This is a genomic window from Bradyrhizobium sp. 1 (assembly GCF_023073315.1).
GTDB lineage: Bacteria > Pseudomonadota > Alphaproteobacteria > Rhizobiales > Xanthobacteraceae > Bradyrhizobium.
In genome coordinates this window covers 1-14,371 of record NZ_JADPJH010000039.1, presented here as the reverse complement: position 1 = coordinate 14,371, position 14,371 = coordinate 1, and the positions used below count along the sequence as shown (strand labels likewise).

At 63.7% G+C, this 14,371-nt stretch carries 12 protein-coding genes and 1 tRNA gene; 1 reads left to right on the top strand and 12 read right to left on the bottom strand.

Annotated features, from left to right (window positions below; translation table 11 throughout):
- Positions 1-16 precede the first annotated feature (16 nt).
- A complete protein-coding gene (locus IVB29_RS37165) occupies positions 17-487 on the bottom strand; it encodes an SRPBCC family protein (RefSeq protein WP_247508400.1) in 471 nt (156 codons plus the stop codon).
- A 6-nt stretch (positions 488-493) separates the two neighbouring features.
- Positions 494-1,450 (bottom strand): lipoyl synthase, encoded by a 957-nt coding sequence (lipA, locus tag IVB29_RS37160; protein WP_247508399.1) that lies wholly within the window; start codon positions 1,448-1,450, stop codon positions 494-496.
- A 130-nt stretch (positions 1,451-1,580) separates the two neighbouring features.
- Between lipA and IVB29_RS37155 the strand changes: the two genes are divergently transcribed.
- Entirely contained in the window at positions 1,581-2,183 is a 603-nt protein-coding gene (locus IVB29_RS37155) for a DNA-3-methyladenine glycosylase (protein ID WP_247508398.1), read from the top strand.
- A gap of 11 nt (positions 2,184-2,194) precedes the next feature.
- On the opposite strand, the gene IVB29_RS37150 is transcribed toward IVB29_RS37155, so the two are convergent.
- The 10 genes from IVB29_RS37150 to IVB29_RS37105 form a co-directional block, all read right to left on the bottom strand.
- Entirely contained in the window at positions 2,195-4,963 is a 2,769-nt protein-coding gene (locus tag IVB29_RS37150) for a valine--tRNA ligase (RefSeq protein ID WP_247508397.1), read from the bottom strand.
- A gap of 128 nt (positions 4,964-5,091) precedes the next feature.
- Positions 5,092-5,871, bottom strand: coding sequence for a DUF2497 domain-containing protein (locus IVB29_RS37145; protein ID WP_247508396.1), 780 nt, complete (start codon positions 5,869-5,871; stop codon positions 5,092-5,094).
- 306 nt (positions 5,872-6,177) lie between these two features.
- A complete protein-coding gene (locus tag IVB29_RS37140; protein ID WP_247508606.1) occupies positions 6,178-7,587 on the bottom strand; it encodes a TolC family outer membrane protein in 1,410 nt (469 codons plus the stop codon).
- A gap of 216 nt (positions 7,588-7,803) precedes the next feature.
- The gene (locus IVB29_RS37135; RefSeq protein ID WP_247508395.1) at positions 7,804-8,466 is read right to left on the bottom strand and encodes a protein-L-isoaspartate O-methyltransferase; all 663 of its coding nucleotides are present in this window, start codon (positions 8,464-8,466) and stop codon (positions 7,804-7,806) included.
- Between the two features lie 141 nt (positions 8,467-8,607).
- Positions 8,608-8,787: a hypothetical protein gene (locus tag IVB29_RS37130; RefSeq protein ID WP_247508394.1), complete on the bottom strand. Its 180-nt coding sequence runs from the start codon at positions 8,785-8,787 to the stop codon at positions 8,608-8,610.
- 214 nt (positions 8,788-9,001) lie between these two features.
- Positions 9,002-9,076 (bottom strand) — tRNA-Asn (locus IVB29_RS37125).
- Between the two features lie 146 nt (positions 9,077-9,222).
- Positions 9,223-9,591: a hypothetical protein gene (locus IVB29_RS37120; RefSeq protein WP_247508393.1), complete on the bottom strand. Its 369-nt coding sequence runs from the start codon at positions 9,589-9,591 to the stop codon at positions 9,223-9,225.
- Positions 9,592-9,804: 213 nt separating this feature from the next.
- Positions 9,805-11,499: a flotillin domain-containing protein gene (locus IVB29_RS37115; RefSeq protein ID WP_247508392.1), complete on the bottom strand. Its 1,695-nt coding sequence runs from the start codon at positions 11,497-11,499 to the stop codon at positions 9,805-9,807.
- Positions 11,500-11,519: 20 nt separating this feature from the next.
- Positions 11,520-12,182 carry an OB-fold-containig protein gene (locus IVB29_RS37110; RefSeq protein ID WP_247508391.1) on the bottom strand — a complete coding sequence of 221 codons (663 nt, stop codon included), beginning with the start codon at positions 12,180-12,182 and terminating at the stop codon, positions 11,520-11,522.
- Positions 12,183-12,192: 10 nt separating this feature from the next.
- A complete protein-coding gene (locus IVB29_RS37105; protein ID WP_247508390.1) occupies positions 12,193-13,356 on the bottom strand; it encodes a PspA/IM30 family protein in 1,164 nt (387 codons plus the stop codon).
- Between the last annotated feature and the right edge of the window lie 1,015 nt (positions 13,357-14,371).

The following is a 14,371-nucleotide window of genomic DNA, read 5'->3' as shown; positions in this document are numbered from 1 at the left end:
ACGAGAGTAACGACCCCTACGACGACGCCAGCTTCGGCCGGCCGTAGATCGCATCGGCGCGCTTTTCAAACGCAATTGAGAACCGCGCAAACGCGGCATCGAACATCGAGCCCATCAGCATCGCCAGCATGCGGCTCTTGAACTCATAGGCGAGGAAGAAGCCGACGTCGCAGACGTCGTCTCCCTTGGACTCGAACGTCCAGCGGTTTTCGAGGTTGCTGAACGGACCTTGCAGATATTCGACCAGGATATTCAGATTGGCGCGATCGAGCGTCACGCGGCTGGTGAAGGATTCCTTGACCAGCTTGAACGACACCGTCATGTCGGCAACCAGCACCTCGGTGCCGTCGGGCTTCGCCATGCGCTGGCGGATCTTCAGCGCGCTGCACAGCGGCACGAATTCCGGATAGCGCTCGACGTCGGCGACCAGATCAAACATCCTGGGTGCGCTGTGATGGACACGGCGCTTGCTCGAAAATTTTGGCATCGTGGTTCAGCGGGCAGTCGCGGCCCGGGCGGCCTTCAGTCTCGCAAAGTCTTCGCCGGCATGATGCGACGAGCGGGTGAGCGGGCTCGCCGACACCATCAGGAAGCCCTTGGTGTAAGCGACCTTTTCATACGAGGCGAACTCGTCCGGCGGCACGTAACGCATGACGGCGTGGTGCTTGCGGGTCGGCTGGAGATACTGGCCGATGGTGAGGAAGTCGACGTCGCCCGAGCGCAGATCGTCCATCACCTGCTGCACCTCGTGGCGCTCCTCGCCGAGGCCGACCATGATGCCGGACTTGGTGAAGATGGTGGGGTCGAGCTCCTTGACCCGTTGCAGCAGCCGGATCGAGTGGAAATAGCGCGCGCCGGGCCGCACCGTGAGATAGCGCGACGGCACGGTTTCGAGATTGTGGTTGAAGACGTCGGGCCTCGCAGCAACGACGATTTCGAGCGCACCATCCTTGCGCAGGAAGTCCGGCGTCAGGATCTCGATCGTGGTCGTGGGGCACGCGGCCCGGATCGCGCGGATGGTCTGGGCAAAGTGCTCGGCGCCGCCATCGGCGAGATCGTCGCGGTCGACGGAGGTGATGACGACGTGCGCCAGCCCGAGCTTGGCCACGGCCTCGGCGACATTCTCAGGCTCGGCCACATCCAGCGCATTGGGCATGCCGGTCTTGACGTTGCAGAAGGCGCAGGCCCGGGTGCAGGTGTCACCCATGATCATGAAGGTCGCGTGCTTCTTGTCCCAGCACTCGCCGATATTCGGGCAGCCCGCCTCCTCGCACACCGTGTGCAGGCCGTTGGCGCGCACGATGTTGCGGGTCTCGGCATAGCCGCGGGTGTTGGGTGCGCGCACGCGGATCCAGTCCGGCTTCGGCGGCGAAGCGGAGTCAGGGCGGTTCACCTTTTCCGGGTGACGCGGGCGCAACGGGTTCGAGATAGTGTCGACAATAACGACCATGGGCTGTCCGGTCTGTTCAGGTCCTACCTAATCGGTCTGCTGGCCTGCTGCAACCCGGCTCGCGCCGCTTCAGGGAACATGGCAGATATGGGCATTATCCTGCTCTGTTCTCAGGCGATTCTCACCTCGAATGGCTCCAGTCTCGAAAGCCTCCACGCCGCGGCTCGGCAAAGCCCTGAAGCGCGCCTTCTTCAACCGCGACGTCAGGGAGGTCGCGCCCGATTTGATCGGCGCGACCATGCTGGTCGATGGCGTCGGCGGCATCATCGTCGAGGTCGAGGCCTATCATCATACCGAGCCGGCCGCCCATTCCTACAACGGCCCGACGCCGCGGAACCAGATCATGTTCGGCCCGCCCGGCTTTGCCTATGTCTACCGCTCCTACGGCATCCACTGGTGCGTGAACTTCGTCTGCGAGGAGGAAGGCTCGGCCGCCGCCGTGCTGATCCGCGCGCTGGAGCCGACGCATGGCCTCGCCGCGATGCGCCGCCGACGCCACGCGGTCGATGTGCATGCGCTGTGCTCGGGCCCGGGCAAGCTGACCGAAGCCCTTGGCATCACCATCGCGCACAACACTCTGCCGCTGGATCGGCCGCCGATCGCGCTGCATGCGCGGACGGAGGATGTGGAGGTGGTGGCCGGCATCCGGATCGGCATCACCAAGGCCGTCGAGCTGCCCTGGCGCTATGGCGTCAGGGGCTCGAAATTCCTCAGCAAGCCGTTTCCGAAATAGGCCCAAGAGGCCTAGGTGGCCTGCTTCAATCGCTCCAGCGCCTCGAGCAGCTTGGCCCTGCGGGCCAGCGCCGCCTCGCGCTTTTCGCGCTCCTCCTCGACCACTTCCTCGGCCGCGTTGGCAACGAACTTCTCGTTGGCCAGCTTGGACTCGGCGCGCTTGATGTCGGCGTCGGCCTTGCCGATCTCCTTGTCGAGACGCGCGCGCTCGGCAGCGACGTCGACCAACCCCTTCAGGTTCAAGCCGATGGTCTCATTTCGAACGACGAGTTGTATCGCACCAGACGGGTACTCGTGCGTCCGGGTAATGTCGGATACTCGCGCCATCCGTTTCAGAAACTCGGACCAGCGTTGCGCCCTCTCCCATATCTGATCGGATGTCCGAGCCAGAACCAATGGAATTGGAACTGTCACACTCATTTCCGCTCGAACAGACCGAATAGCAGAGATCACCTCAATTACCCATCCGATCTCGTTCTCAGCTTGCGGACTGAACGCGCCCGGTCCAGAGGGCCACTCAGTGAGGGCAAGAACGTTGTCGCGTTTTGCCGTCACCTCCCAGAGCTCCTCGGTGATGAAGGGCATGAATGGGTGAAGCAACTTCAAAATCTGATCCCGCGCCCAGGCGATCATTGCGCGGGTTTCGCTCTTAGCCGGTCCGTCCTCGCCGAGCAGCACGGGTTTTGCGAGCTCCACGTACCAATCGCAGTAAACGTTCCAGACGAACCTATAGATGGCGTTTGCCGCATCGTTGAAGCGATAAGCCTTGATGGCGTCCGCTATATCGAGTTGGGCACTCGACACTTCATGTGCGATCCACTTATTTATTGTCTCATTTGCCCCGTCCGGATTGAACCCATCCGGCACGGCGCAATGGTTCATCTCCGCGAAACGGCAAGCATTCCACAGCTTGGTCGCGAAATTGCGGTAGCCCTCGACGCGGCTGGTGGCGAGCTTGATGTCGCGGCCCTGCGCTGCCATCGCTGCCAGCGTGAAGCGCAGCGCGTCCGCACCATATTCGTCGATCAGGTTGAGCGGGTCGATGACGTTGCCCTTCGACTTCGACATCTTGGCGCCCTTCTCGTCGCGGACGAGGGCGTGGATGTAGACCGTCGAGAACGGCACCTCCTTCATAAAGTGCAGGCCCATCATCATCATCCGGGCGACCCAGAAGAAGATGATGTCGAAACCGGTCACCAGCACATTGGTCGGATAGTAGCGCTTCACCTCCGGCGCATCTTCGGGCCAGCCGAGCGTCGAGAAAGGCCACAGCGCCGAGGAGAACCAGGTGTCGAGCACGTCTTCGTCGCGCGTGATGAAGCCTTCGCGCTTGTTGCGGTCGAGCGCCATCTCGCGGCCCTGCTCGACCGTGATGACCTCCTGCTCGACGTAATAGCCGAGCGCGTGGCTGACAGCCTCTTCCTCCGTCTCGGCGACGAACACCTTGCCGTCAGGTCCGTACCAGGCCGGGATTTGATGGCCCCACCAGAGCTGGCGCGAGATGCACCAGGGCTGGATGTTCTCCATCCACTCGAAATAGGTCTTTTCCCAGTTCTTCGGCACAAACGTCGTTTCGCCCGAACGCACCGCCGCCATCGCGGGCTTCGCCAGCGTCTTGGCGTCGACGTACCACTGATCGGTGAGATAAGGCTCGATCACCGTGCCCGAACGGTCGCCATGCGGCACCATGTTGGTGTGCGGCTCGATCCGCTCGACGAAGCCGAAAGACTCCAGCCGCTCGACGATGCGCTTGCGCGCGGCGAAGCGGTCGACGCCGTGAAACTCTTCGGCGAATTGCGAAGCGCCTTCCGGCAGGCCCCGCAGATAATCCTCATTGTCGATGAGATCGAGGCAACCTTCCTTGTCGAGCACGCTGATGCGGCGCAGGCCGTGGCGATTGCCGACCTCGAAGTCGTTGAAGTCGTGCGCCGGCGTCACCTTGACCGCGCCCGAGCCCTTTTCCGGGTCGGAATAGTCGTCGGCGACGATCTTAACCTTGCGGCCGACCAGCGGCAGGATGATGTTCTTGCCGACAAGCTTCTGGTAGCGCTCGTCCTCGGGATGCACGGCAACGCCGGTATCGCCGAGCATGGTCTCGGGGCGCGTGGTGGCGACCACGATAAAGGTCGAGGGATCCTCGGGGTTGAATGTTTGACCCTCGATCGGATAGCGCAGATACCAGAGGTGCCCCTTCATCTCGGTCTGCTGCACTTCGAGATCGGAGATCGCGGTCAAGAGCTTGGTGTCCCAGTTCACCAGCCGCTTGTCCTTGTAGATCAGGCCGTCGCGGTGCAGCTCGACGAACACCTTGATGACGGCCTTGGACAGGCCCTCGTCCATGGTGAAGCGTTCGCGCGACCAGTCGCAGGAGGCGCCGAGCCGCTTGAGCTGGTTGATGATGGTGTCGCCGCTCTCGGCTTTCCACTGCCAGACCCGCTCCAGAAACTTCTCGCGGCCCATCTCGCGGCGGCCAGGCTGCTGGCGCTCCATCAGCTGCCGCTCGACCACCATCTGGGTGGCGATGCCGGCATGGTCGGTCCCGGGCTGCCACAGCACGTCGCGGCCGCGCATGCGCTCGAACCGGCACAGGATGTCCTGGAGCGTGTTGTTGAGGGCGTGGCCCATGTGCAGCGAGCCCGTCACGTTCGGCGGCGGGATCACGATGGTGAAGGGCACAGCGTCGCGGCGGTCGGGACGGCCGGCCTTGAAAGCAAGGCTGTCCTCCCACACGATGGACATGCGGGCTTCGATATCGGCGGGCTGGTAATTTTTCTCGATCATGGGGCTGGTAGAAAGCCGCGCGCGGGGCTCAAGTCAACGGAAAGCTCAGCGGCAAAAGGGCTTTTCGGCCCGACCGGCAGGCCGAGCATGGCACAGGAGCAGGGCTTTATCGGGGCCGGTCGGCCACCCTACCTGCCGCCGCGCGAGACTCGCTCGATTTCGGCCTTCACGATGCGTTCAACCAGGCCCGGCAAATTGTCGTCGAGCCAGGATTTCAGCATCGGGCGCAGCATCTCCTTGACCAGATCCTCCAGCGTCCGCGCGTTGCTGCTGAGCACCGTATGGGCCAGGGAGTTGAAGGCCGATTCGACCGCGGAGACCGTCGATTGCGCCAGGATCGGCTGTTGCGGCGGCATCGGCGGAGCATCGAAATCGACAGGCGCGTATGACGGCGGCGGCGTGGGGCGCGGCGGCGGCGATTCGGCGAATTCGAGATCGTCGCGAGGCTCGACCTTGCGGAAGCTCGGCGGCGGCGGGGCCGGTGTCGGCTCCGGGTCCACGGCCATCTCGTCGGTCAATTCGAGCACGTCGGGTTCCGGCTCCGGCTCGGGTTCCGGAGCGCGGACCTCAGGCGCCGACGTGGCTGTGTCGAGCCCTGCCAGCAGGGCGTCGATATCGTCCTGGTTGTTGGATGCATCCGCCGCGGGTGCGGGTGGCGGCGGCGCCGGAGCGGGCTTTGCTGCCGGCGGTGGCGCGGGCTTCTCGGCGGCAGGCTTGGCGGCGGAAGCAACCTTCGAAGGCGGAATGTCGTTCATCGCCTGCGGTTTTGGCGCAGCCGCGGCGGGCGTTGGCGCGGGCTTGGCGGCTTCGGCCGGCGGCGGCTTGGCCTCATCGTCGGCAATGATGCGCCGGATCGAGGCCAGAATCTCCTCCATCGAGGGTTCTGTGACCTTTGCAGGCTGCGTCATCTCCGACTCCACATCATCAACGCCCTCGCATGCGTTGTTTTACACCAAGCACGACAGGATTGGCCGGTTCCGCAACGGACGCCCCGACATTTTCGTCGCGGCGGCCCGACTTGTCCCCAGTTCACGGCTCAACGTGCGGCGGTGCGCCCCTGCCCTCGGCACTCAAGCTTTACGCACACGGCATCGGATGCGGGGCGAATCGACCCGCATCTTCTAGGCAAGGCTATGTCAGGGATTTTGATGAATGCAAGCAAAGCGCTGGTCGGCCTCGGCTGTTTGCGAGGCCGACCGGATCACTACGGGACTTTAGCGTCCGTCAGGTATCCGCACGCCGGCCCAGCTGTCGCGGACCTGCTGGTAGTGCACGCTGGGATCGTAGACCGTAGTGTTAAGGCCAAGCACCGTCGGTGCGAGACGGCCAACGGCGTTGAGCACCGAATAGGACGCCACCACGCGATCATGCTGGGCCGTGACGAGCGCAACGCGCGCGTTCACCAGCGCCTGCTGCGCATTGAGCACGTCGAGCGTGGTGCGCTGGCCGGCCTTGGCTTCTTCGCGCACGCCGTTCAGCGCGATTTCGGAGGCCGTGACCTGCGCCTGCGCGGACTTCACCTGCGCCTTGCCGGCTTCCAGCTGCCCCCAGGCCTGCACGACATTGGCGCGGGTCTGATCGCGGGTGGTTTCGAGATTCAGGCGCTGCTGCGCCAGATTCTCTTTCGATTGACGGATCAGCGCATATTCCGCACCGCCCTGATAGATCGGCACGGAGGCTGTCGCGATGGCGGACGCAGTCGTCGTACGGAAGACCGTCAGGGTCTGCTGGTACGACTGGGTGATGCCGGCCTGGAGCGTAACCGTCGGCAGCAGTGCGCCCTCGTTGATCTTGACCTGGAGATAGTTGACGTCGATGCCGAACATCGAAGCCGTGACGTTGGGGTTCTCCACCAGGCTCAGATTGACCGCGGAGGCGATCGTCCCGGGCAGGAAGCGATCGACCGGCGAGCCTGGAGCGAGGTTCGACGGCTCGTTGCCGATGATCCGGCGGAAGTTCGCGCGCGTCGTCGTGAGATTCGATTCGGCGGTCAGGGCCTGGGTCCTGCCGGCAGCCAGCTGCGCTTCGGATTGCGCCACGTCGGTGCGCGTGACTTCGCCGACATTGAAGCGATCGCGCGTTTGCTTGAGCGTCTGTTCGAGCACGCGCACGTTACTGCGCTGAACTTCGAGCGTTGCCGCGTCACGCAAATAGTCCATGTAGCTCGTGGCAGCCTGCAGCAAGACCGTCTGCTCAAGCACGCGCAACGCCTCGCGGGATCCCGAGACCTGGCTCTCCGCCACGCGCGTCCTGTTGGCGGTCTGATTGCCGTTGTAGAGCGTCTGGTTGATGGTCAGGCTGGCGCTGTTGGGCTGAAGGGGCTCGGGTGAACCCGGACCGCCGTTGCTGTGGATCGTCGTGCCCTTCTGCTGCTGTTGGATATCCTGATATTGAGACCCGGAGCTGAGGCTGAGCCCGACCTTGGGCCGGTAGCCCGACAGCGCCTGCGGCACGTTCTCGTCGGTCGAGCGCACCTGGGCGCGCTGCGCGTTGAGCTGCGGATTGTTCTGATAGGCGCGCACCAGCGCCGCCTCGATCGTATCCGCCAAGGCAGGCGTCGGCCCTGCAAGCGCCAGCAACAGGACCGAAACAGCAGCTCCGGTGAAGAGCTTCACCCCATGCATCCCTGAAATTCCGTTCATTCTAACGCCCGGCTCGTGCCCGCGAGCTGGGTTACCGTCGACCAGTGGAGTCGTTGCCCCGCCGCAACATAGGACGCGGACGAGCGCGACGGAACTACCTCAAGGTAGTTCCCAGTGGAAACTCTTCACGTGCAGCATCCCGGCCACACTTCTGATTCAGAACGGGATTTTAACAGGCCAAAGTCGCCAATCGGGCCGTCAGAAGACGAAGGCGGCGGCCCGTTCCAGCCCGGGAAGGACCGGGGCTGCGGCATCGAACAGCGCCCGATGGCCGAATTCGCCGTGGGTATGGGTCACGATCATGGCCCGCGGTGGCTTGGATTCGGCAGACACCCCGACCAGACGCCCGCCCTCTTTGAGCTGCCCGAGCAGCCCCTCCGGCGTCACCTCGGCGGCGCCATTGAGGATGATCACGTCATAGGGAGCGGCAGACAAATCACCCTCGGCGCAGGCTGCGGCCTTGCAAGTGACGTTGGTGAGCCCAAGGCTCGCACAAGCGTCCTTGGCCTTTGCGGCCAGCACCGAATCGCACTCCGTCGCGGTGACCTGGCGCGCAAGCTTTGCCGCCAGCGCGGCGAGATAGCCCGTGGCGCAGCCGACCACCAGCACGTTGTCGCCCTCGCCGATCTCGGCGGCCTGGAGCAGCTTGCCGGTCAGCTGCGGTTTGATCAGGAAGCGCTTGGCGCCGCTCTCGCTCACATCGAGATCGAGGTCGAGATAGGCCAGGGCCTGTCGGCTCGCGGGCACGAAGGCCTCGCGCGGAACCGCGAGCATGGCGTCGAGAACATTGCGATCGGTGACGTCACTGGTGCGCACCTGGCCATCGACCATTTTGAGGCGCGCGGTCGAGAAACCGGACATTTGCGGACCCTGAAACGCGGACGATGCCGCTGAGATTGAGTTGGCGGCATCTTTGGAACATGCCCGGCGAAAACGCAACATGGCCGTTGGCCTTTGCCGGCCAGCGAATCCGCAACTCGCCGCATCAGGGAGCGGGATGGATTATTCGATCGTCACCGCAAGGCGGCCGATCAGGGCGGCGACCTCATCCAGCCTCGCCGAATCGGGTGTCTCGACCGCACGCTTGAGGCAGGCGAGGCATTGATCGTCGCTGAGCTCGGGAATGTCGGCCGGCAGAATCGAGGGAGCCAGTTGGACACGGTCGATCTGGGTGTCGGGCATGGGAATCAGCTCCGTAATGATCCGGCGTTGGTGAAGCTCGATTTGAATTGAGTCGATTTGGTGCCGTCCGCGCGGTGGCGAAGCCGCCGGCGTACACATCTGCTTGAACGCGATTCTGCGGTAGATTGCGTGGGCAACCGTTAAGAGCCTGCTCGAACGGCATCGCGCGCCACATCAGGACGCGATCTCAAACTATTGAATTATAAGCGGAATTTGGCTCCCCGGGCAGGATTCGAACCTGCGACCATCCGATTAACAGTCGGATGCTCTACCGCTGAGCTACCGAGGAAAAGGCGAACCGATCGTTCGCGCGCGGCTGCGTATAACAAAGCCGGTTGCGCTTGCAAAGGACGAATTCGCCATCGTCCGCAACGCATCGAGGAAGGGCCTTCCTGAAGGTCTTGGCGGCCCCTCCTCCGGTCATGAGCGTCGCAACTATTCGGCGGTGAAAGACGTGGTCTTGGTGCCGGGGTCGTAGCGCAACCGAAGCGCGGTCATCTTGCAGAGGTTGACGTTCTTCCAGAGCACGGTCTCGTCATAGTTCTGCCAATCGACGCGGATGTTCCAGACGCAGCCCTCATCGTCCTCGTCGAACTCGACATAGGTGCTGGCCTGATTCTGCAAAACCTTGTCGAGCTCGTTGTCCCATTCGTCCATGCCGTCGTTGGGCGCGTTGAAGCCCAGGAATTTGATGGCATAGCCGGTCTCGTTGACGACGGTGACGTTGCGGGCGTCAGCCGCGAATGACGGCGTGGCGGCAATCGCAAGTCCAATCGCGAGCAGTCCAGACAGAAAATACTTCATTTGAAAATCTCCCGATCGAAACAGGCTCCGGCGCCTGACGTCGATCGGCGCAGGCGCCGCGGCAACAAATGGCGCTGCCTTGAAGAATTCGTCCGGCGCCGGATCGAGAGGTTCAACACGCCATCGATCCGCACGCCGGCTTGTTGCGCGACGCGAGACGCGCAACAAGCCAGTTCATATCGATCCGAATTCTCCGCAGCAATGAACCGGCATTCATAGATCGGCGGTGTTTGGTTTCTCCGGCGCGGGCGCGGGCACCGCGGCACCATTGCTCTTCCCCGTCGCGGCATTGACCAACGTCTTCACGGGATCGTCGCCGGGCGCAAAACCGCTCTGGCGCAGGATCTCGTCGATCATCGGACGCAGCGCGTGCACCTTGAGGAGCTCGCCGGCCAGGCCTTCGCCGAAGCCGACATTGCCACCGCCTGCGCCATTGCCGCCGAACGCGCCGCCCGTGTGGAGGATGCGGACGTCCTTGAGGTTGGCGATCGGTCTGACCATCTCGGCCAGCGCCGAGGGCATGATCTCGATCCGCTTCTTGGCGATCTCGAAATCGATGACGTTGGCGCCGAGCTTGTTCTGCGCCTCGTTCTTGAGCGTGATGATTGCGGCTTCGGCCTCGCCGATGTTCCTGACACCGACCGCCTTGATCTTGTTCGATTCGGCTTCGGCTGTTGCCAGCGTCTTGACGGCCTCGGCACGATCGAGCGAGGCCTTCTTCTCGGCTTCGGCCGCGACGATCAGTTCGGTCGACTTCCGCTCGGCCTCGGTCCGCGCGGCGAGCACCTGGGTGAGACGGGCACGATCGGCGACCTCGACGGCGCGCGCGGTCACGACCTTTTCCTCCGCGGAGACGGCCAAGGCTTCCGCCGTCTTGGCTTCGGCAACGGCTTCGGATGTCGTCTTGCTCTTGGCTGCGATCTGGATCTCGTTCTCCTGCGTCGCGATCTGGATCTCGCGCTGGGCGTCGGTCTTGCGCTTGTTGATGGCGAGATCCGACTCGATCACTGCGGTCTCCTTGACCTGCTTGGCGCCCGCCTCCTTCTCGGCAACGGCGCGGTCGGTATCGATGCGGGCGTTCTCCTCGGTCAGGCGCGCGGTTTGCGTGGCGGTTGCGACCTCGGCGCGGGTGCTCGCGGTCTTGTTGGCGATGTCGCGCTCCTGCGACAGCTCGGCCTCCTTCTTGGTGCGCTCGATGGTCAGGGTCTGCTGCCGCGCCTCGAGATCCTTCTGCGCGATTGCCACCTCGTTGTCGCGCACGATGGCGTTGCGGTCGCGCCGGCGGGTTTCGGTGACGGTCTTGAGCTGAGTGAGACCCTCGGCGTCGAAGAAGTTCTCCGGGTTGAAGAATTTGACGTCGGTCTGATCGAGTTTGGTCAGCGACACCGATTCAAGTTCGAGCCCGTTCGATTTCACATCGGACTCGACCGTGGCCTGCACGTGCTTGACGAAGTCGGAGCGTTTCTCCTGAAGCTCGAGGATGCTCATGGTCGCCGCCACCGAGCGCAGGCCGTCGACGAATTTCGCCTCGACCTGGTTGCGCAGGGCTTCCGCATCGTTGGTCAGCGCGCCGAGCGTCTGGCTTGCCAGCGCAATGCTCTCATCGTCGGGGCGGACGCGCACGTAGAACTCCGCGACGATGTCGACGCGCAGGCGATCCCTGGTGATCAGGGATTCCCGCTCCTTGCGCTCGACGGTGAGCCGCAGCGTCTTCAGATTGACGCTGGCATAGGAGTGGAAGATCGGCAGGATCATGGCGCCGCCGTCGAGCACGACCTTCTTGCCGCCAAGGCCGGTACGCACGAAGGCCTCGTCGCGCGTGGCGCGCTTGTAGAGAATGGTGAAGACGATGCCCAAAACGACGATCAGCGCGACGCCGATCATGGCCGGGACTGCGATGTCGAACATGACTTTCTCCGATAAATGACTTAACTGCTGCTTAGAGGTGGTTTCGACGGTTTGAGTTCATCCTCGGCCTTCACCGCGACGAAACGGGTGCCGGCGCGATCGACCAGCAGCACCATTGTTCCCTGCGGCAGGGGCGATGACGACGGCGCGGCGACCGCCCAGACGAAGTGGCGGTTGCCATGGATGTCAGCGACGCTGACGCGGCCGGGCGGCCCCTGGTCGAGGGGACCGATGACGACCTCGCCGACGCGACCGACGAGATCGCCGAGGCCGACGACGTAGCTTTCATCCTTGGGGATGATCCGCGCGATGGCGCCACTGGCGGAGCGAACGAGCGGGACCGACACAGCGACAGCCCCGATCGAGGCGATGCTTGCCGGCAAGGGGCCGGCGACCATCCGCGCGACGTCCTGGATCAGGAAGCCGGTGATCGAAAACGCGCCGAGCACCAGCAACAGGAAGATCAGCAGCGGGACGCCGCCGACATTGATCCAGGAAATGGCGTTGATCACCCCATTGTCGCTGGGGTGACTGAAATCGATGCTGGTGCCGAGCATCTCGCTCAGCGAGGCCCCGATCAGCATCGAGACCACTTCGATCGAGCCGACGATGAGGATCATGGCCGCCGCGATCGCGAACGGCCTGACCTCCGGCGACATCACGTGTTCGAGCAAAGCGCTCATGATGCATGACTCAGGGGCGCGACTTCAACCGCGCCAGCCTCGCTGCAATCTCCTTGTCGCGATGCAACGTGCTGAGCTCGTCGATGTCGCTCGAATACGAAATGCCCTGCGGCACGCCGGTGGCGCGCGCCACCGCCCTGCCCGCACGCAGCGCCTTCGCCGCTGCCGAGGTGCCGCCGGGCTTCCGCGGTGACGTCGAGGCCTGGTGGCTTGCGGCCGCCTCGCTCTTTGCGAGATCGGTGCGGCGCTGCTCGGCATCCTGCAGCGCCGACAGCACCGCGCGCAGCGAAGTGACGCATTGCTCGATCTTCTCGTTGTTCTCGTCGATGGCGCGGGAGAGCACCTCGAACTGCGCCTCGAGATCCATCTGCCGCGCGATGCCGGCGCGGGCGAGATCGTCGCGGCTATCAGCGATCGCCCCCTCGATCTTGGGCGCGAGATCGGTCATCTCGCGTTCGATCTCGGTGCGGCGCGCGTTAAGGCGGTATTCTTCGGCCCGCGCCAATGCGAGCGCCTCGCGCGCCTCGACCTCGGCACGCTCGATCTCGCGGATGGCCTGTCCGACCACCCCGAGCTTGTTCTTGCCTTCCGCCTGCTCGATCGCGTCGTAGGCGATCCCTGCGATCAGGCGCCCGACCCGCGACAGGAAGTTCTCGGGAGCGGCAGCGATGGTATCCATAGCGTTCTCCTCCTCTGGCAGACTATTCGGCGTGACGCCGTAGTGAACTTCGAAACCGTCGTCGGTGCGGATGAGGTGCGCGGGCACGCTCTGCCCCCAGCCCTCGGCATAGCCGGCGTAGTCGAAGGGCACGCTGAAGCGCCCTTGCACGGTGGAAATCGAAATGGTGGCGGGGCCCTTGATCTTGGCGAGCTTGTCGTCGAGCGGCAGGCGCCGCCCCTGGGCTGCGCGATAGTCGGCACGGTCGCGCAGGCCCAGCGTCACCAGCCGCGACGGCAGTGCGGTTTCTTTCCGGATCGGCTCATAAGCATGGGCATGCAGCAGGACGACGTTGGAGCCCACATTGTGGCTCCGCGCGACTTCGTCGAGGATCTCCATCATGCGGTCATAAGCCCTGAACGTTGCCTCCATGGCGGCCTTGGCGGCCGGGTCAGGGGCAAGCCTGTAACGCAGCGCGGACGGCGCGTTTCGGGGCGACTGGCTCATGGAAAGCACTAAAGCACCATTTTGGTGCTTTAGAAAGAGGAGCTACGATCACGTTCCACTGATCCTTGTGCACTCTCTGGATTGGTCGCGGCGGCTCAGGCCGGCGTTCAAGGCGAGTGATCACCTCTAGATCACCGCCGATCAAGACTTCTTGCACGTGCGAGTTGTAATTTGAGACGAAGTGGACGGAGCATTCGGCAAGACCGCTTTCTGTTCGCTCCGCTCTCGTGTCCCGGACGCGCTGCAACGTGAAACGTTGCTGCGCGGAGCCGGGACCCATGCCGCAACGATTGCTCAGAGAGATGGGCCCCGGCTCTGCAGCGCACCGTCGAAGTGACGCTGCGCTGCGTCCGGGGCACGAGACCGGGATTTGACGCGCCACTCTCTCCACCAGTCCACATCTCAACACGCAGACACACCTTGGCATCCTCGCGGCTTATCTCGCCCGAGCTTTGCTTTGTCTCATCACCCTCCTTTGTCAGAGGGCGCAGGGAAGACCGGGTGCCGGCTGGCACCCGCGGTCCACTGTGCGGAGTTTGCGCTACAAGAGGCTTGCACAGCGGCATACAGGTGAAGCCAAACAACCGGCCTTCCCTGCGCAGTGGTTTGACGGCTTATGCCGAGCTCTCCCCGGGGAGCGATGCACTATTGCCCCCGTCGCCTTGCGGATGACTGATGCGCGCACCCGGTCGGGCCGCCACATCACCGCAAGACTTGGCGCACAGACCCCGGGCGCCAGGACGACACGGTTTTGCCGTACGCAGATCACACCGGTCGTGTGCGCGAGGCCTTTCACTCACGGTTGCCCGCCCTGCGAAGCCCTTCGCGCCGATGTGACTAGCGTCCACCGCAGCTCATCCCACGTTTCGTGACGATCGCGATACGCCCCTCTGACCGGGATGAGGTGCGAGATGAATAGGCCAAAGTCGAATTTCGGTAAAGTAGAATATTTTAGAGGGCGTGGATTGACCCGCCGGATGGGTGTTTTGCCCGACGAGGCTGGGCAAGAATGTTGGATTTCGGG